At 64.1% G+C, this 15,468-nt stretch carries 21 protein-coding genes; 9 read left to right on the top strand and 12 right to left on the bottom strand.

Going from position 1 to position 15,468, the window contains the following annotated elements; translation table 11 throughout:
- Positions 1-4: 4 nt before the first annotated feature.
- The gene (locus tag ACIGGF_RS06870; RefSeq protein ID WP_397520636.1) at positions 5-2,365 is read right to left on the bottom strand and encodes a transglycosylase domain-containing protein; all 2,361 of its coding nucleotides are present in this window, start codon (positions 2,363-2,365) and stop codon (positions 5-7) included.
- 411 nt (positions 2,366-2,776) lie between these two features.
- Positions 2,777-3,208: a DUF5318 domain-containing protein gene (locus ACIGGF_RS06865; RefSeq protein WP_397520635.1), complete on the bottom strand. Its 432-nt coding sequence runs from the start codon at positions 3,206-3,208 to the stop codon at positions 2,777-2,779.
- A 161-nt stretch (positions 3,209-3,369) separates the two neighbouring features.
- Between ACIGGF_RS06865 and ACIGGF_RS06860 the strand changes: the two genes are divergently transcribed.
- Positions 3,370-3,900, top strand: coding sequence for a GNAT family N-acetyltransferase (locus ACIGGF_RS06860; protein ID WP_397520634.1), 531 nt, complete (start codon positions 3,370-3,372; stop codon positions 3,898-3,900).
- 24 nt (positions 3,901-3,924) lie between these two features.
- Here ACIGGF_RS06860 and ACIGGF_RS06855 read toward each other — a convergent pair whose 3' ends face one another.
- Genes ACIGGF_RS06855 through ACIGGF_RS06840 form a run of 4 tightly spaced genes read right to left on the bottom strand, consistent with a single transcriptional unit; the run spans position 3,925 to position 5,372 of the window.
- A complete protein-coding gene (locus tag ACIGGF_RS06855) occupies positions 3,925-4,332 on the bottom strand; it encodes a hypothetical protein (RefSeq protein ID WP_397520633.1) in 408 nt (135 codons plus the stop codon).
- Positions 4,333-4,381: 49 nt separating this feature from the next.
- A complete protein-coding gene (locus tag ACIGGF_RS06850) occupies positions 4,382-4,654 on the bottom strand; it encodes a DUF4235 domain-containing protein (protein WP_397520632.1) in 273 nt (90 codons plus the stop codon).
- Positions 4,651-4,929, bottom strand: a complete 279-nt coding sequence (locus ACIGGF_RS06845) for a DUF3618 domain-containing protein (RefSeq protein ID WP_397520631.1) — start codon at positions 4,927-4,929, stop codon at positions 4,651-4,653. The genes ACIGGF_RS06850 and ACIGGF_RS06845 overlap by 4 nt, the downstream gene beginning before the upstream one ends.
- Positions 4,926-5,372 carry a phage holin family protein gene (locus ACIGGF_RS06840; protein ID WP_397520630.1) on the bottom strand — a complete coding sequence of 149 codons (447 nt, stop codon included), beginning with the start codon at positions 5,370-5,372 and terminating at the stop codon, positions 4,926-4,928. The genes ACIGGF_RS06845 and ACIGGF_RS06840 overlap by 4 nt, the downstream gene beginning before the upstream one ends.
- Positions 5,373-5,569: 197 nt before the next feature.
- On the opposite strand from ACIGGF_RS06840, the gene ACIGGF_RS06835 reads away from it, so the two are divergent.
- Together ACIGGF_RS06835 and ACIGGF_RS06830 are read left to right on the top strand one after the other, a co-directional pair.
- Positions 5,570-6,160 carry a PadR family transcriptional regulator gene (locus tag ACIGGF_RS06835; protein ID WP_397520629.1) on the top strand — a complete coding sequence of 197 codons (591 nt, stop codon included), beginning with the start codon at positions 5,570-5,572 and terminating at the stop codon, positions 6,158-6,160.
- Positions 6,153-7,235: an inositol-3-phosphate synthase gene (locus ACIGGF_RS06830; protein WP_397520628.1), complete on the top strand. Its 1,083-nt coding sequence runs from the start codon at positions 6,153-6,155 to the stop codon at positions 7,233-7,235. The genes ACIGGF_RS06835 and ACIGGF_RS06830 overlap by 8 nt, the downstream gene beginning before the upstream one ends.
- Positions 7,236-7,303: 68 nt before the next feature.
- On the opposite strand, the gene ACIGGF_RS06825 is transcribed toward ACIGGF_RS06830, so the two are convergent.
- Positions 7,304-7,681 (bottom strand): nuclear transport factor 2 family protein, encoded by a 378-nt coding sequence (locus tag ACIGGF_RS06825; RefSeq protein ID WP_397520627.1) that lies wholly within the window; start codon positions 7,679-7,681, stop codon positions 7,304-7,306.
- A 108-nt stretch (positions 7,682-7,789) separates the two neighbouring features.
- On the opposite strand from ACIGGF_RS06825, the gene ACIGGF_RS06820 reads away from it, so the two are divergent.
- Both ACIGGF_RS06820 and ACIGGF_RS06815 read left to right on the top strand, forming a co-directional pair.
- A complete protein-coding gene (locus ACIGGF_RS06820; RefSeq protein WP_397520626.1) occupies positions 7,790-8,224 on the top strand; it encodes an MmcQ/YjbR family DNA-binding protein in 435 nt (144 codons plus the stop codon).
- Positions 8,215-9,099 (top strand): LysR family transcriptional regulator, encoded by an 885-nt coding sequence (locus tag ACIGGF_RS06815; protein WP_397520625.1) that lies wholly within the window; start codon positions 8,215-8,217, stop codon positions 9,097-9,099. The genes ACIGGF_RS06820 and ACIGGF_RS06815 overlap by 10 nt, the downstream gene beginning before the upstream one ends.
- Here ACIGGF_RS06815 and ACIGGF_RS06810 read toward each other — a convergent pair.
- The 4 genes from ACIGGF_RS06810 to ACIGGF_RS06795 are packed head-to-tail and all read right to left on the bottom strand — an operon-like array spanning position 9,083 to position 12,412.
- Positions 9,083-9,256, bottom strand: coding sequence for a hypothetical protein (locus ACIGGF_RS06810; RefSeq protein WP_397520624.1), 174 nt, complete (start codon positions 9,254-9,256; stop codon positions 9,083-9,085). The genes ACIGGF_RS06815 and ACIGGF_RS06810 overlap by 17 nt on opposite strands.
- A complete protein-coding gene (locus ACIGGF_RS06805) occupies positions 9,253-10,074 on the bottom strand; it encodes a carbohydrate ABC transporter permease (protein ID WP_397520623.1) in 822 nt (273 codons plus the stop codon). The genes ACIGGF_RS06810 and ACIGGF_RS06805 overlap by 4 nt, the downstream gene beginning before the upstream one ends.
- A complete protein-coding gene (locus ACIGGF_RS06800; RefSeq protein ID WP_397520622.1) occupies positions 10,071-11,117 on the bottom strand; it encodes a carbohydrate ABC transporter permease in 1,047 nt (348 codons plus the stop codon). Before ACIGGF_RS06800 ends, ACIGGF_RS06805 begins: the two co-directional genes overlap by 4 nt.
- Positions 11,118-11,131: 14 nt before the next feature.
- Complete coding sequence (locus ACIGGF_RS06795; protein ID WP_397520621.1) at positions 11,132-12,412, bottom strand: ABC transporter substrate-binding protein; 1,281 nt, start codon at positions 12,410-12,412, stop codon at positions 11,132-11,134.
- A gap of 188 nt (positions 12,413-12,600) precedes the next feature.
- On the opposite strand from ACIGGF_RS06795, the gene ACIGGF_RS06790 reads away from it, so the two are divergent.
- From ACIGGF_RS06790 to ACIGGF_RS06780, 3 genes are all read left to right on the top strand, one after another.
- Positions 12,601-13,419 carry a DUF2786 domain-containing protein gene (locus tag ACIGGF_RS06790; protein WP_397520620.1) on the top strand — a complete coding sequence of 273 codons (819 nt, stop codon included), beginning with the start codon at positions 12,601-12,603 and terminating at the stop codon, positions 13,417-13,419.
- Positions 13,420-13,574: 155 nt separating this feature from the next.
- The gene (locus ACIGGF_RS06785) at positions 13,575-13,745 is read left to right on the top strand and encodes a type II toxin-antitoxin system HicA family toxin (RefSeq protein ID WP_397520711.1); all 171 of its coding nucleotides are present in this window, start codon (positions 13,575-13,577) and stop codon (positions 13,743-13,745) included.
- On the top strand, positions 13,745-14,131 hold the full coding sequence (locus tag ACIGGF_RS06780; protein ID WP_397520619.1) for a HicB family toxin-antitoxin system: 387 nt from the start codon (positions 13,745-13,747) through the stop codon (positions 14,129-14,131). Before ACIGGF_RS06785 ends, ACIGGF_RS06780 begins: the two co-directional genes overlap by 1 nt.
- 124 nt (positions 14,132-14,255) lie before the next feature.
- Here the strand turns inward: ACIGGF_RS06780 and ACIGGF_RS06775 are convergent, their stop codons facing one another.
- The gene (locus tag ACIGGF_RS06775; protein ID WP_397520618.1) at positions 14,256-15,068 is read right to left on the bottom strand and encodes a MerR family transcriptional regulator; all 813 of its coding nucleotides are present in this window, start codon (positions 15,066-15,068) and stop codon (positions 14,256-14,258) included.
- Between the two features lie 47 nt (positions 15,069-15,115).
- Between ACIGGF_RS06775 and ACIGGF_RS06770 the strand changes: the two genes are divergently transcribed.
- Positions 15,116-15,433 (top strand): nuclear transport factor 2 family protein, encoded by a 318-nt coding sequence (locus ACIGGF_RS06770; RefSeq protein WP_397520617.1) that lies wholly within the window; start codon positions 15,116-15,118, stop codon positions 15,431-15,433.
- The last annotated feature ends 35 nt before the right edge of the window (positions 15,434-15,468 follow it).

The following is a 15,468-nucleotide window of genomic DNA, read 5'->3' as shown; positions in this document are numbered from 1 at the left end:
GTCGTTACTGCCCGGGCGCTATTGGCTCGGGCGCTGCCGGTTCAGGTGCCGCCGGTTCGGGTGCAGGCTGAGCCGGTGCCAACCCGGGGAGCGGGATGGTGACGCCGGGCAGGATTTCGACCTGCCGCGGAGTGATGACGACCGGCGGCGAGATCTCCGTCGGAATCGGCAGGGTCACCGGTGGCGGCGCCGTCGACGGTGCCACCGTGGCCGTCGGTGCCGGAGCCGAGTACTGCGGCACTCCGGCCTGACCGGCGATGGCCTCGGGCGTCGGGAACGTCTCGTTCGAGGTGCCGTCCAGCGTGCCGTCCATCGTGTCTTTCCAGATGTCCGACGGTAGGCCCGATCCGTAGATCGGTCCGCCGTAACTGTTCTCGAGCGGCAGACCTTGCTCGGTGCCGACCCACACGGCCGTGGACAGCGACGGTGTGTACCCGACCATCCAGGCGTCCTTGTTCTGCCCGGTGTCGCCGAGCTGAGCGGTACCGGTCTTGGCTGCCGACTGGCGACCACCGGCGAGGTTGTGACCGTTGGAGTAGCCGGCGATCGGCCGCATCGCCGAGGTCACGTTGTCCGCGACCGCGGCCGAGACGACCTGCTGACCGGCTTCTGGCGCGCGGTCGAGAAGCACCGTGCCGTCGGCGGTGACGACCTTCTGCACGAAGTGCGGAGTGTGATAGACGCCGGACGCAGCCAGTGTCGCGTAGGCCGACGCCATGTCGAGGACACGAGATTGGTACTGGCCGAGGACAACTCCGTAGTTCGGGCCCGCGTTGTCGGGCTCGGTCAGCGTGGGGCCGACGCCGTCGATCTCCTGTGGGATACCGAGTGTGTGGGCCATGTCCGCGATGGCCTGCGGTCCGTTGTCCATGCCGAGCATCATGCGGTAGAAGCTGGTGTTGAGCGACCGCTTGAGGGCTTCTGCGATGGTGCACGTTCCGCAGGAGGCACCTTCGACGTTGCTGATCTCGATGCCGTTGACGTCGAGCGGAGAGCTGTCGTACATCTTGGACAGCGGGATGCCCTGATCCAGCGCAGCGGCAAGACCGAACACCTTGAACGACGAGCCGGTCTGCAAACCGGACTGGGCGAAGTCGAATCCGCGTCCGTCGGCACCGCCGTAATACGAGCGGACTGCGCCGGTGCGTGGATCGATCGACACCGAGGCCGTCCGCAGCTCGGACGGTTCGCCTTCGAGATTGCTGTTCACAGCGTCCACCGCGGCCGCCTGGGCCTTCGGATCGATGGTCGTGGTGATCTGCAGACCCTCGGTGTTGAGGTCCTGATCACTGACACCCACTGCCGACAGCTCTCGGAGCACCTGGGCCTTGATCAAGCCGTTCGGCCCGGCATCCTGAGCGTCACCGGTATCGACCTGCGAGGTCGGGACAACAGCCGGGAACAACATCGCGGCTCGCTGGGCGGAATCGAGCTGACCCTGCGAAACCATGCCGTCGAGAACGTAATCCCACCGAGCCTGCGCGCCCTCGGGATTGACCTCGGGATCGAGATTGGAGGGCTGCTGGATGACCGCCGCCAGCACCGCACCCTCCTCGACGGACAGCTGATCGACGGACTTACCGAAATACGCCGTCGACGCGGCCGCGATGCCGTACGCACCACGGCCGAAGTAGATCGTGTTGAGGTACGCGGCCAGGATGTCGTCCTTGGACCACTGACGCGCCATCTTCGACGAGATGACGAGCTCACGCATCTTTCGAGTCAGCGTTCTGTCGTTACCGACCAGCGCATTCTTCACGTACTGCTGAGTGATGGTCGAACCGCCGCCTGCGCTGTCGCGTCCGAGCACGTTGTCACGGAGAGCGCGGCCGAAGCCCGTCACCGAGAATCCGGGATTGGAGTAGAAGTCGCGGTCTTCGGCCGAGAGCACGGCGTTACGCACATGCTCCGGAATCTGCTCGATCGTCACGTCGGTGCGGTTGCCCTCGGGCGGCACCACCTTGCCGAGCACACTCGAGCCGTCGGCGGCGAAGATCGTCGCGACCTGGTTGGTTCTGATGTCGCCGGGACGCGGCACGTCCTCGACGGTGTACGCCACCATGAACGCCAGGATCGGCACGATCAGACCCAGAGCGATCAACGCATACACACTGCGCCGAACGACCCGCCACTTGGACTTCTTCTTCGTTTTCGCGGCGGGACCTCTTTCGGGCGGATCGGGCGGTTCACTGCCCGAGTAGCTGGTGGATGGATCGTTCGGTTCGTACGGAGGTGGCACCGATCCGACGCGCGCGGCAGGCGTCACCGGCGGCTCGCCGTAGCGCCGCTCACCGGGAGGCCGAGACTGCGGCGGCAACGGACGCTGACCGGACGCCGGTCCCGGACGCTGACCGGGCGGGGGCATTGGAGGCCTGCCCTGCGGCGGCATCGGACGTTGCCCTGGAGGAGGTCCCGGACGCTGCCCGGGCGGGGGCATGGGAGGCCTGCCCTGCGGCGGCATCGGACGCTGACCTGGGGGAAGTCCTGGGCGTTGACCGGGGGGAGGCCCGGGTCGCTGCCCGGGAGGAGGTATCGGTGGCCGGCCCTGCGGCGGCATCGGACGCTGCCCGGGCGGCGGCACGGGGCGACGCCCGGGAGGATCCGAATGTCTGCTGCCGCGCGATGGCCCGGGCACGTCGGGACGCCGTCCGGAGTCGCTACGGCCAGGTTCGTTGCTACCCGGGTTGTTGTCGTAGGGGGAACTCACGTACAGATCTCCAGTAATTTCGGCAGCCGCGTCGAACACTCGCGGGAAGGCATCGACCGAGCGATTGTGTCATTCACTCGCGGTACGACGGTTGGGTTGGCGGGAACCCGATCGTGAACGACGGGGTTGCTTGGGCGCGGGGATGGCCCCGAGGACATACGACTGAACGAGATGGTTCCAGCTGCACGAGCGGCACACCTCGACCACGTGTACCGAGAATTCCTCCTGGGTCGCAGCGAGCCGGACGAGTTCGTCGGCCGTTCTCGCCGATCCGGACAGCGCACCGAGCTTCTCACCGAAAACCCAGGAGACCAAAGTCAGCTGCTCTTTGCGGCAGATGGGACACACCACATCGCTGCCGCGGCCGTGGAACTTGGCAGCGCGGAGCAGATAAGGATCTGCGTCGCATACCGCTGCTACGCCCGTTCTACCGGAGTAGACCTCGGCCAGCAGCGACCGCCGCCGAAGGGCGTAGTCCACCACCTGTCGCTGAAGTCGCACGAGACCAGAGTACGTGCGCCCGTTCCGAAGGGGACCTGCGAACCCCCGCCTCCCCGGTGAAAGGGTCCCGTTTCGGCGGCGACAAACTGTGCTCCACCTGTGCCGATGCGACTGTGGGATCCGCTGCTCACAGGTGAGCCCCGGTCCCTACACTCGTGCACATGCTCGCCACATCGGGTATCAGCGTGCGGCCCCGACGGGACAGCGACCTGAACACCCTCCTACCCATCCTGCAACGTGCGCACTCGACGCATCGCTATCCCGTGCGCGCAGCGGCGGTGCGAGCCGACTGGCTGGCCGCACCGAACGAACTCGCAGCCTGGGTCGCCGAACACGACGACGCCGTCGTCGGACATATCGCGCTGCATCCGACGGCATCGCCGGAACAGGATGCCGGTGCGGACGACGCGAGCGCGCAGTGGCAGCGAGCAACGGGGGTCGGTGCCGATCGACTCGCTGTCGTGTCGCGCTTGGTGACCGACGGCTGCGTACCGGGCAGCGGAACGACGTTGCTCGCCCACGCAGTGAATGCTGCACGGGACGCGGGCCGGATACCGGTGCTGCTCGTCGATCCGAGTAGCACCGCCCTCGGCTTCTACGACAGGCGAGGATGGCACCGAATCGGGACGTCTGCGCAGCAGTGGGGCGAGTACCGAGTCGACGCGGTGCTCATGGTGGCACCGGTTCGCTGATCCGTTCATCCGGCCCGGGTTCGGTCACGCCACCAGAGCGAAGGCGGCACACCGCACTGCACCACCGAGACGTACGCGGTCTGCTGTTCGCAGCCGATGCATCAGGTGTTCAGTACGTCCCGTACGCCCTAGTTCGCCGTGGGCAGGGGCAGCCACGACCGCAGTGGCGAGCGCGGAGATCACTGCGCCGGCCGCGCTGATCAGCACGAAAGGGTCGACCGAACCGGCCACCAACACCCACAGACACGCAGCAGCAAGTAGTCCATAGACCGGCCCGACGACGAGGGTGATCCGCCGCGAGTGGGCGTTGTGTGCACGCGGCCAGTCGTCTTCCGGCACCTCCGCCAGCGCGGGGTAGACAACGCCCGTCACTACCAGCTGAAAGCCGAGATGCAGGGCGGCAGCGGCAGCGAGCGCGTCGACCGGGGTCATGCGTCGCACAGTACGTTCTCGGGCTACGGCTGCGGACGCGCGCAGTACTCTACTTCGGGCTTTCGTGAGTGACGGCGCGATAGCCGGTCGCGCCTGCTCGATCGACAGCGGCCTTGACGAGGCCGAACACCGCACCGTGAACTGCTGCCGCAATCAGCACTTCTTGCACGGAGCGGCTCAGATCCTTCGGATCGGGCGCGGCAGCATCGTCGTCGCCGACGCGCTTCCACACCTGCTTGAACACCGCACCGGCCGCCATCCCGCCCAGCACGCTGGTCGCCAACGACATCGGTGTGTAGAACGCCTTGGATACCGCACTCATCGGAATGCCTTTCTCGTACGTCGACGACGAAGAAGAAGCGTCACCAGCAGTACCGCCACAACGGCGCCGGCCACTCCAGCGGTAGCGCCGGGCCTCTCGCGCACCGCGTCGGACGCTCGCGCGGCCTGGCGGGAGGCCTCGTTGCTCACTCGAGTCGGTACGTCTGCTTTGGCCGCGAGCGCGGAGACGGTCTCGGCCAACTCGGAACGCTGTTCTTCGATGCTGGGCGGCTGATCCGAGCCTCCGGGAGCGCTGTGTGCAGGTGTATCGGTCATCGGATTCCCTCCTTCACTGCGGAGATGTCGTCGCTCACTCGTGCGGCGGTGTCGGCGGGAACCGGCGGCAGAGCCTTCTTGGCTCGTGATGCCCCGACCGCGGCCAGGATGCCGCCGATCGCCAGCACTACGACCGTGACGATCAGCGCCGCGAGCCAGGCGGACAGCACGGTCGCGAGACCGAGCACTGCCGTAGCGATCGCTGTGGCGAGGCCGAGAAACAGCAGCAGTGCCCCCGCGCCGGAGATTCCGACGCCCAGGCCGAGCCTGCTTCCCTTGCTCTTGACCTCGGCGAGTCCGGCGTCGATCTCGGTTCGTACGAGCGTCGAGACCTGGGTGGTCAGGCGCTCGACCAGTTGCACCGTCGACAGATCCGCGACCTGGGAATCTCCGGCATGGTTGTCCGCACTGGACCGGCCCGGTATTCGATCGTGTTGGTTCATGGTGCTCTCCTTCGATGCAGTTGCTTCCTGCTTCGATACCCGCGCCGAATCCGAAAAAACGCATCTCCCGCTGCCGATGTACGCCACGAGAAAAGGTCATCGGTTTGTCACAACATGTATCGGCGCGATACATTCTTCGATAGTGCGGTCGATCGCATCGCCTGATGTGATCGTGTGATCCGAGAAGGGGGAGTTGCATGCTCGAGCTCGCAATTCTCGGTTTGCTTCTCGAAGCACCCATGCACGGCTACGAGCTCCGCAAACGGCTGACCGGCCTGCTCGGAGCTTTCAGAGCGTTTTCGTACGGATCGCTTTACCCGGCGCTCCGTCGACTGCAAACCGACGGTCTCATCGCCGAGGACGCCGGTCCCGAACTGCTCGTCAAACGACGAGCGAAACGGGTGTACGTGCTCACCCCCCTCGGCAGGGAACGATTTGCCGAACTGGTGGCCGATACCGGACCGCAGAACTACACCGACGACGGATTCGGCGTACATCTCGCCTTCTTCAGTCGGACTCCCGCGGAAGCCCGAGTCCGCATTCTCGAAGGCAGACGTCGCCAGGTCGAGGAGCGCCGAGAAGGTCTCCGCGACGCTGTGGCCAAGGCGAACGGAACTCTCGACCGCTACACCCGGCAGCTACACCAGCTCGGTCTCGAATCGAGCGAACGCGAGGTGAGGTGGCTCAACGAAGTCATCGCAGCCGAGCAGGCCGGCCCCACCCCAGCACCGTCCACCACAGCACCAAACAGGACAGTCAAGACAGAAGGAGAACCCGACCATGGGTGAGAACAACAACGCAATCCGCGTGGCCATTGTGGGTGTGGGCAACTGCGCCTCATCCCTGGTCCAGGGTGTCGAGTACTACAAGGACGCAGACGAGAACGCCAGCGTTCCCGGCCTGATGCATGTCCTGTTCGGCAAGTACCACGTCCGCGACGTCGAGTTCGTCGCCGCGTTCGACGTGGACGCCAAGAAGGTCGGCTTCGACCTCTCCGAGGCCATCTTCGCCAGCGAGAACAACACCATCAAGATCGCCGACGTGCCCCCGAGCACCGTCAGCGTCCAGCGCGGCCCCACCCTCGACGGCATCGGCAAGTACTACTCCGAGACCATCGAGATCTCCGACGCCGAGCCCGTCGACGTGGCCCAGGCACTGCGCGACGCCAAGGTCGACGTCCTCGTGTCCTACCTGCCCGTCGGATCCGAAGAAGCCGACAAGTTCTACGCACAAGCCTCCATCGATGCCGGCGTCGCCTTCGTCAACGCCCTCCCCGTCTTCATCGCCTCCGACCCCGTCTGGGCCAAGAAGTTCGAGGACGCAGGCGTCCCCATCGTCGGCGACGACATCAAGAGCCAGGTCGGTGCCACCATCACCCACCGCGTCATGGCCAAGCTCTTCGAAGACCGCGGCGTGCAGCTCGACCGCACCATGCAGCTCAACGTCGGCGGCAACATGGACTTCCTCAACATGCTCGAGCGCACCCGCCTCGAGTCGAAGAAGATCTCCAAGACCCAGGCCGTCACGTCGAACCTGCAGCGGGAATTCAACGCCAAGGACGTCCACATCGGACCCTCCGACCACGTCGGCTGGCTCGACGACCGCAAGTGGGCCTACGTCCGCCTCGAAGGCCGCGCCTTCGGTGACGTCCCCCTCAACCTCGAGTACAAGCTCGAAGTATGGGACTCGCCCAACTCCGCCGGCGTCATCATCGACGCAGTCCGCGCCGCCAAGATCGCCAAGGACCGCGGCATCGGTGGACCGGTCATCCCGGCATCGGCCTACCTGATGAAGAGCCCGCCGAAGCAGCTGGCCGACGACGTCGCCCGCGAGCAGCTCGAAGCGTTCATCATCGACGCGTAATTCTCCGCGGCACCGACGCCCGCCGGTCCACTCAACGTGACATTGACCCCCAAAAGGGCCACCAAATGTCACATCGAGTGCCGGCGGGCGTTCGTCGATCCCGCAGCGATGATGTTTCGCGGATCGAATGTCACCCTGATTTCCGTGATCTTTCCGTTCTCGATGCGCTGCCAGTTCGCGGTCGATGCCGGGGGTGCGATCGACGTGTGTAGGTCGAACCACGTCAGTACGTTCGGGCCATCGACGAAGACGTGGGCGATCTCGACGTCGGAGACGATTTCCGACATTCCTTTCAACCCAGCCACACATTCCTCGCCGCTCTCGGCCGTGCCCAGCGGCCCTCGGAACGTGGCATCGGGGTGCAGGATCGAGGCCAGTGTGTCGAAGTCCTTCGCCTTCCAGGCTTCGAAGTAGGTCGCTGCGATTTCTTCGGGTGTCTGTGTCATGAATTCGAGTCTCGAGTCGACAGTGTCAGAAGTCCAACAGTTGGTTCCGATCACCACGATCACTTTCACTCATAGCCGCAGCTAGACAACTCGCGCTATCGTTCTCACGTGGCAATCGATCCCACCTCGAAGCATCCGGTTCTCGAACGAGTGCGCGCACTTGCGTTCACCTACCCCGACGTGACCGAGAAGATCTCCCACGGCAGACCGACCTTCCGCACGGCCTCGGTGTTCATCTACTTCGGCGGCGGCGTCAAAGGCGGCGACCAGTTCGATCTCTCGATCGTCGTCAAATGCGAGAGCGCCGAGGAGCAGCGGGCCTGCGAACTCGAGCCCCGCTACTTCCATCCGGCCTACCTCGGACCCGCAGGCTGGGTGGGATTCGACCTGAGCATGCCCCACGATGACGAGGCCGCCGACGACGTCTGGGCCGAGGCCGCCGAATTGATCGACTGCAGCTATCGCATCACGGCACCCAAGCGCAGCGTGGCCCGGCTCGACGCCGGTGAGGGTCCCGATCTGGGGACGCAGCAGTGGAACTGAGACAACTCGAATACTTCGTCGCGGTCGCCGAGGAAGCGAACTTCACCCGCGCTGCCGCACGCGTACACATCAGCCAATCCGGGGTCAGCGCGCAAATCCGGGCGCTCGAAAGAGAGCTCGGCGCCGAGCTGATCGACAGGTCCGGTGGCACAGCCACTTTGACCACGGCCGGTGAGGCAGCACTGACACAAGCTCGCGCCACACTGGCCGCAGCAGGATCGGTGAAACAGTCCGTCGACGATGTGACGGGACTACTGCGCGGTTCACTGGCCGTCGGCATGGTCACTGCGTGCACCGTCCCACCACTGTTCGACGCGTTGGCGCGTTTCCACAAGGCTCATCGCGGCGTCGAACTTTCACTGCAAGAGGGTAATTCGGATCAGCTGGTTGCAGATGTTCGATCCGGTGAGCTAGACGTTGCATTGGTCGGTGTCGCCGCTCGAACCCCTGACGGGCTCGACTCGATGGTCGTGATCGACGAGCGGATCGTCGCGGCCGTTCCGCCCACGCACTCACTGGCTGAGCATCGAGAAGTAACGCTGGCCCAGGTGTGCGAACACCCGATCGTTGCACTACCGCAGGGCACCGGCATTCGTGCGGTGTTCGACAGGGACTGTGCGGACGTCGGACTGACACCGCCCATCACGTTGCAGGCCACTGCTCCCGACGCCGTAGCGGACCTCGCGGCGAGGGGGCTGGGGGTTGCAATACTCAGCGCCTCGATGGCGTCGTCCTACGCCGACAATCTCGTTGCCGTCGAACTGACCGACTCGCACACCGCCGCAGTGCTGGCCCTGGTGTGGCGCAACGCGATGAGTCCTGCCTCGACCGAACTGGTGGCAATCGCAAAGACGAGTTTCAGCGAATCTTCTTGACGACGAACCACAGTGCCACGAGCAGACCGAGCAGCGCTACCGACGACAGCACGCGGGGATCACCGCCGACGATCCCGGCTACGGCGAAACCGAGAGCCACCAATGCGAAGAACCCGAGAATGCCTGCCAGCAACTGCAAGTGGTCCTGCGCCGTCACGACTTGACGCCGCCCGCCGTCAATCCTGAAATGATGCGGCGCTGGAACAGCAGGACCATGATCACCAGTGGAATCGCAACGATGGTGCCCGCGGCCATGATCGCGGCGTACGGCACGACGAGCGGATCGTTGCCGGTGAAACGCGCGATGGCCACGGTCACCGGTTCGGTGCTGTCACTCGAGAGCTGACTGGCGAGCAAGTACTCGTTCACCGCTGCGATGAATGCCAGGATCGCGGTCGTGAACAGGGCCGGTGCGGCCAAAGGCAACATCACCAGCCGGAAAGCCTGGAAACGCCCGGCACCGTCGATTCGTGCGGCTTCTTCGAGTTCCCAGGGTAATTCGGCGAAGAACGCCGCCAGCGTATAAATCGTCAGCGGTAGGACGAACGAGATGTTCGGGATGACCATCGCCTGGTAACTGCCGATCCACCCGATGTTGGTGAAGAACTGGAACAGCGGGGTCACCAAAGCAACGACGGGAAACATCGACGCACCGAGGATGATGCCCGTCACCACGTACTTGAAGCGAAAGTCGATGCGAGAGAGCGCGTATGCCGTGAAGATGCCGATGACCAACGCGATCAGGGTGGTCGCGCCGCCCACGATCAGGCTGTTGCCGACAGCGCGAAGGAAGTTGTTCCCGTTCGCCGTCGACAGAGCAGTCTCGAAATTCTGCCAGGTGACGTGCGTCGGCCACGGCGTCGTGTCGAAGGTGTAGCGCGGGTCGCGGAACGCGGTGACGACCATCCAGTAGAACGGCGCCAACCCCCATACCAGGATGACGACAACACCGAGATAGATGCGGGCCTGCTTCATCGACCGGCCCCCTTGCGCTGATTCTCCTGCGTGGCAACGGCATTGGCTCCGAGGAACTTCACCAGGATGAACGCCACGACGAAGATCATGATGAACGAGATGGTCGACAGTGCGGCAGCGCTGTTGAATCCCTGCCGGATCTGCTCCACCACCAGGATGGAAATGGTACGAGTGGCGGGGTTGCCCTCGGTGAGGATGGCGGGCAGGTCGTACATGCGCAACGCGTCCATGGTGCGGAACAGAATTGCGACCATGAGAGCCGGCTTGACCAGTGGCAGCGTGATTTTGGTGAAACGCTGCCATGCCGACGCCCCGTCGACCCGGGCCGCTTCGTAGACATCGGCCGGAATCATCTGCAGCCCAGCGAGAATGAGCAGAGCCATGAACGGCGTCGTTTTCCATACGTCGGCGATGATGACTGCGAAGCGGGCAGGCCAGGCGTCACCCGTCCACAGGATGTTGGTTCCCAGAATGCGATTGGCGATTCCGTCGTACGCGAAGATGAAGTACCAGAGCTTGGCCGTCACCGCCGTCGGAATGGCCCACGGGATGAGGATCGCGGCGCGCAGCAGAGCGCGACCGGCGAAGGTCTTACCCATAATGACGGCCATCGCGAAACCGATCACCACCTCGATGGAGACCGTCACGACCGTGAAGAATGCGGTGTTGCCGACCGCGCCCCAGAACTGGGACCCGAGGGTTCCCGGCGGGCATGGCACCAGCGTGCCCGACGCCGACGTGCACTGCTGCAGGATCCAGTGCGTGTAATTGTCGAAACCTGCCGAGCCACCGGCGACGAACATGCCGGTAGCGGGATCGAGACCGGGGTCCTTGGAGAAGGACATCACGAGCGCTCGGATCACCGGGTAGACGATGACGATCGCGAGGATCACCAGCGTCGGTGCGATCAACAGCCAGGCGCGACCCGGCGTCAGGCCGAACCGCTTTTTCTTGGACCGCACATGCCGACCGCGGCCGGGGGACGAGCCCCCGGCCGCGGTGGTTGCGGCGGCCCCACTGGTCACACCAGCAGGTACAGCCATTGGTTCTCCCGAAATCAGCTGGCGCCGGCGGTTTCGATACCGGCCTGCATGTCCGTGATCGCCTGGTCCACGCTCTTCTCACCCTTGATGGCGGCAGAAACGTTGTCCTGCACGGCCTTCGAGACGGCCGGGTAGAACGGGGTGACAGGACGCGGAACTGCGTTCTCGATGGACGCCTTCAATGCGGGCAGGTACGGCATCGCGGCGATCAGTGCGGGATCGTCGTACAGCGACGACAGCACGGGCGGCAGAGCGCCCTCGGCGATGATGCGCTGGGCCTGCTCGCCCTGCATGAATCGCAGGAAGTCGGCGGCCGTGGCCTTGTTCTCGGAGTATGCGCTGATCGCGGCGTTGTATCCGCCGAGGGTCGAGGTGCCGACTCCGGTGACTCCGGGAAGCGGTGCGACAGAGTACTTGCCGGCCACAGCCGAACCTTCCTCAGCAGCTGTGCCGTAGACGTACGGCCAGTTGCGGAGGAACAGCGCCTGTCCGTCCTGGAACGCCTGCTGGCTCTCGGACTCCTTGAACGTGGTGTCCTGAGCCGGGATGACGCCGGTCTCGAACGCGGTGACGAGGGTCTGCAGTCCGGCCCTGGCCTCCGGGCTGTCGACGGTCGGGGTCTTGCCGTCTTCGGCAACGATCGATCCGCCGTGTGCGTTGATGATCTCCGACGCGTTGGCCGTCAGACCTTCGTAGGGGGCGAATTGCCCTGCGTAGCAATCGATGTTGTTGTCCCGTGCGACCTGGCAATCCTCGGTGAGCTCGGCCCAGGTGGTGGGTGCCTCGGGGAGCAGATCGCTGCGGTAGTACAGCAGTCCGCCGTTGGTGTTCTTCGGTGCGGCGTACTGCGTGCCGTTGTACGTTGCGCTCGCGACGGTCGCAGGCAGAACACCTGCGTTGTCGAGTGCGAACTCGCCCTCGAGCGGAACGAGCCAGCCCTTGGCCGCGAACTCGGCGGTCCAGACGACGTCGAGTGCCATCACGTCGTAGTCGCTCTGCTGCGCCTGGAGCTGCTGTACGAAATCGTCGTGGGCCTGATCGGCGTCGGCCGACTGCTCCTTGAAGGTGACCTCCTGATCGGGGTTGGCCGCGTTCCACTCCGAGATGATCTGCTGGACGACGCCGGTCTCCGTGGTGTCCTGGCCCTCTACATAGGTGATAGGCCCACGACCGTCGGCGTTTTCGGATGCAGCACCCGAATCGCTGCTCGAGTCGCTCTCGCTCGAACATCCGGTGAGCGTCAGCAGCGTGGCCGCTGTCGCAACCACTGCAACCTTCGTGATCAAAGACGCCATTGTTCTCTCCACTTACTTCTACGCGGTGGTATGCGCCCGGAGATCGGCATGCGGAATCGTGCTGTGATGCTCCCCCGACACATATGTCGATGGGTACTGTGGCACACAACTCACCGTGTGGTGGTCATTATCGCGTTCCTGAATTGGTCAACCCGGACGTGTCGGAGGTGCCCGGTAGCCTTTCGCTCATGAGTTCGGACAAGATGCTGACGCGGATCGGCGGTTTGTTGCGCCAGGCCGAGTCCACCGACAATCCCCACGAGGCCGAGGCCTTCATGGAGGCAGCGCAGCGTTTGGCCACGTCGGCGTCGGTGGATCTGGCAGTGGCTCGTTCGCACAGCGCATCACGAGAGCGGCAGGCGACGCCGAGCCAGAAGGTGATCCCCATCGGAGAGCCGGGCAAGCGTGGACTCAAGACGTACGTCCACCTGTTCGTGTCCATCGCGCACGCCAACGATGTCCAGTGCGATGTGTCGAGGTCGTCGACGCAGGTGTTCGCTTACGGGTTCGACTCCGACATCGAGATCACCGAGGCCCTTTATTCTTCTCTGTTGATTCAGATGGTTAGGGCCTCGGACGGGTACATCAAGTCCGGTGCTTACAAATCCGAGACAGCAATTCGTACCGTCACGGAGATCAAGAATCGCCGACGCTACACCCGGCGTGAGGAAGTGCCCGTCGCCGCTGTGACAGCTCGGCTCAACTTCCAGACCGCGTTCGCAGCCCGCATCGGGCAACGACTGAACGAGGTCAAGAAGGAGACCGAAGCGAAGGCGATCGAGCAGGAGCAGCAGGGGGCGGGAACGGCACTGGTGTTGCGCAACAAAGAGATCGAACTCCGTGACTACTACCGACAGACCTCGACTGCACGAGGACACTGGAGGGGCCAGAGTGCGAACGCCAGTTATTCCGAGGGCGCACGTAAGGCAGGAGATCGAGCGGGACGAAACGCGAAAATCGGTGCTCATGCCGAAATCGACGGTGCAAGCAAGCAGTTGGGACGCTGAATCCCCGACCGTCGACGACGTGAAACGTTCGTCCGACTGCAGATAAAGGCCAGGTATCTACGCGAAACTCACGAAAGCAATCCGTCTAGTGCATTTGACTAGAATAAGTCTAGTATGGGGGACTATTCTTGATCGCAGATCAGCCGACAAGGACGGTGGTGAAGGCACTGAAGGCTGCCGGGTTTTCGCGGGACCGCACCGTGGGTTCACACAGCACGTGGGTCTCATCCGATGGCTTGGTCAAAGTCACTGTGCCCGACGGGCATCGAACGATATCACCCGGTGTGTATCGCAGGATTCTCGCGGCGATGAAGGAGGCGCAGTAGTGGGCAAGGTTTATTCGGTGTCCGTCACCCGAGACGGCAAGTGGTGGACGATCGCAGTCCCTGAACTCGACGCACTGACGCAGGCACGCCGCATCGACGACGTGCCGACCATGGCGAAAGAGCTGATTGCGCTCGAAACCGGCGTGGCTCTCGCAGAAGTCGACATAGACCAAAGCATCCAACTGGAGCCAGGCGGAGAGGACCTCGCCGTCCGCGTTGCCGACATCAAGGCGCAGCGCGCCCGCGTGACCGAGGAAGAGGTACGCGTCAAAGCCGCCGCACAGGAGTTTGCCAAGAAACTCGCCAGCGCCCAGGTCCCGGTTCGCGACATCGGGTCACTACTCGGAGTGACTTTCCAGCGGGCCAGTCAATTGGTCAACAGCTGATTGCACACGGGCATTCGACTACACCCTCTTCTTTTGCCAGCCACTCAACGCCGCCGCGTGGCAAGTAGCTAAAGATGCTGCGCTTACGCCGGTCGCACTGACCGTGACATCGGGTGGCAACTGGTTATGTAGTCGTCGGAGAGGCAAAGAAAACCGGCCAGCCGATGTCCGTGCGCCACAGCGCCGAGTTGTCGGTATCACGTGGCCCGACGGCGTAGACCTCGCGAACCGGCCCGGCGATAGCGAGGCCGTTGGTCTCCACGTACACCCCCAGAGCGCCATAGGTGACGTCGATGTCGTCGTGGGGTCCGTGATGCACCGTCACCGCGAGTTCGACGGGCGGTAGCGTCATCGGCCGGATTCTCCCAGCGGACGGGGCATGGGCGGTGGGAACGAACACGGTCATCTGGCCGCGACCCTCGGTGAACAACTCGTTGTCGTACAGCCCGCCTGGTGGTCCAGTGGTGTGGGCGACGGCTGCATCGATCTCGGCCATCGCGTCGGAGTACCAGCCCAACACGTCGGACGCGTCGACCACCTCGGAAATTGCTGCTACCGAACACTGTTGGGTGAGTACGCGTCGAACATCGATAGTGGGCGGAGCCGGATCCAACAGCCGGCGTAGTGCCGTCACTGCTGATCGCGTGTCGTCCAACTGCCGCTCGAGCCGAGTGAGGTGTTCGGAGATCAACCGGGCTCGAGCGTCGGGGTCCGGCGTGTGCACGATCGCCCGCACCTCACGCTCGGGCATCTGCATGCTGCGGAACCGACTGATGATCTGTGCCGTCGCCACTTGATCCGTCGCGTAGTACCGGTATCCCGAATAGTCGTCCACTGTTGCAGGTTCGAGCAACCCCGACTCGTGGTAGCGCCGCAGAGTCTTGACCGACAAGTGCGTGATGCGAGAGAACTCGCCGATCGTCAGCAATCCGTTCATGGCTACATTCTGGACTCTCCCCGTGGGGGAGGGGTGACAGTGAGTTCATGACCGAATCGCAGACCATCGACCGCTACTTCGAGCTCGCGCCCATGGCCGACTTGGAGCCCTACTTCGACCTCTTCGCCCCCGACGCCGTGGTGGAGGACGAGGGCCGCGAATACCACGGCATCGACGCGATCCGGAGCTGGCGAACCGAAGTGCCGCAGGTGCACTACGACGTACTGTCCGTCGTCGAATCCGGTTCCGGGAGAATGGCAACGGCGCAGATTTCGGGCGACTTCCCCGGTAGTCCGGTGAACCTGGCGTACTGGTTCGAGCTTACCCAGGACGGAAGAATCGCGGTGCTGCGAATTCGGGTGTAGCCGGGAATTCCGCAAACGCGCGTGCGTTCGCCAGG

This window comes from Rhodococcus sp. NPDC078407, from assembly GCF_044542515.1.
Taxonomy (GTDB): domain Bacteria; phylum Actinomycetota; class Actinomycetes; order Mycobacteriales; family Mycobacteriaceae; genus Rhodococcoides.
This window is presented reverse-complemented; position numbering and strand designations above follow the sequence as displayed.

Bases quoted from the DNA above. Each gene is read 5' to 3' on its own strand.
- ACIGGF_RS06870 (WP_397520636.1), bottom strand. From the start codon at position 2,365: ATGCCCCCGCCCGGTCAGCGTCCGGGACCGGCGTCCGGTCAGCGTCCG.
- ACIGGF_RS06860 (WP_397520634.1), top strand. From the start codon at position 3,370: ATGCTCGCCACATCGGGTATCAGCGTGCGGCCCCGACGGGACAGCGAC.
- ACIGGF_RS06855 (WP_397520633.1), bottom strand. From the start codon at position 4,332: ATGACCCCGGTCGACGCGCTCGCTGCCGCTGCCGCCCTGCATCTCGGC.
- ACIGGF_RS06850 (WP_397520632.1), bottom strand. From the start codon at position 4,654: ATGAGTGCGGTATCCAAGGCGTTCTACACACCGATGTCGTTGGCGACC.
- ACIGGF_RS06845 (WP_397520631.1), bottom strand. From the start codon at position 4,929: ATGACCGATACACCTGCACACAGCGCTCCCGGAGGCTCGGATCAGCCG.
- ACIGGF_RS06840 (WP_397520630.1), bottom strand. From the start codon at position 5,372: ATGAACCAACACGATCGAATACCGGGCCGGTCCAGTGCGGACAACCAT.
- ACIGGF_RS06835 (WP_397520629.1), top strand. From the start codon at position 5,570: ATGCTCGAGCTCGCAATTCTCGGTTTGCTTCTCGAAGCACCCATGCAC.
- ACIGGF_RS06830 (WP_397520628.1), top strand. From the start codon at position 6,153: ATGGGTGAGAACAACAACGCAATCCGCGTGGCCATTGTGGGTGTGGGC.
- ACIGGF_RS06825 (WP_397520627.1), bottom strand. From the start codon at position 7,681: ATGACACAGACACCCGAAGAAATCGCAGCGACCTACTTCGAAGCCTGG.
- ACIGGF_RS06805 (WP_397520623.1), bottom strand. From the start codon at position 10,074: ATGAAGCAGGCCCGCATCTATCTCGGTGTTGTCGTCATCCTGGTATGG.
- ACIGGF_RS06800 (WP_397520622.1), bottom strand. From the start codon at position 11,117: ATGGCTGTACCTGCTGGTGTGACCAGTGGGGCCGCCGCAACCACCGCG.
- ACIGGF_RS06795 (WP_397520621.1), bottom strand. From the start codon at position 12,412: ATGGCGTCTTTGATCACGAAGGTTGCAGTGGTTGCGACAGCGGCCACG.
- ACIGGF_RS06790 (WP_397520620.1), top strand. From the start codon at position 12,601: ATGAGTTCGGACAAGATGCTGACGCGGATCGGCGGTTTGTTGCGCCAG.
- ACIGGF_RS06775 (WP_397520618.1), bottom strand. From the start codon at position 15,068: ATGAACGGATTGCTGACGATCGGCGAGTTCTCTCGCATCACGCACTTG.
- ACIGGF_RS06770 (WP_397520617.1), top strand. From the start codon at position 15,116: ATGACCGAATCGCAGACCATCGACCGCTACTTCGAGCTCGCGCCCATG.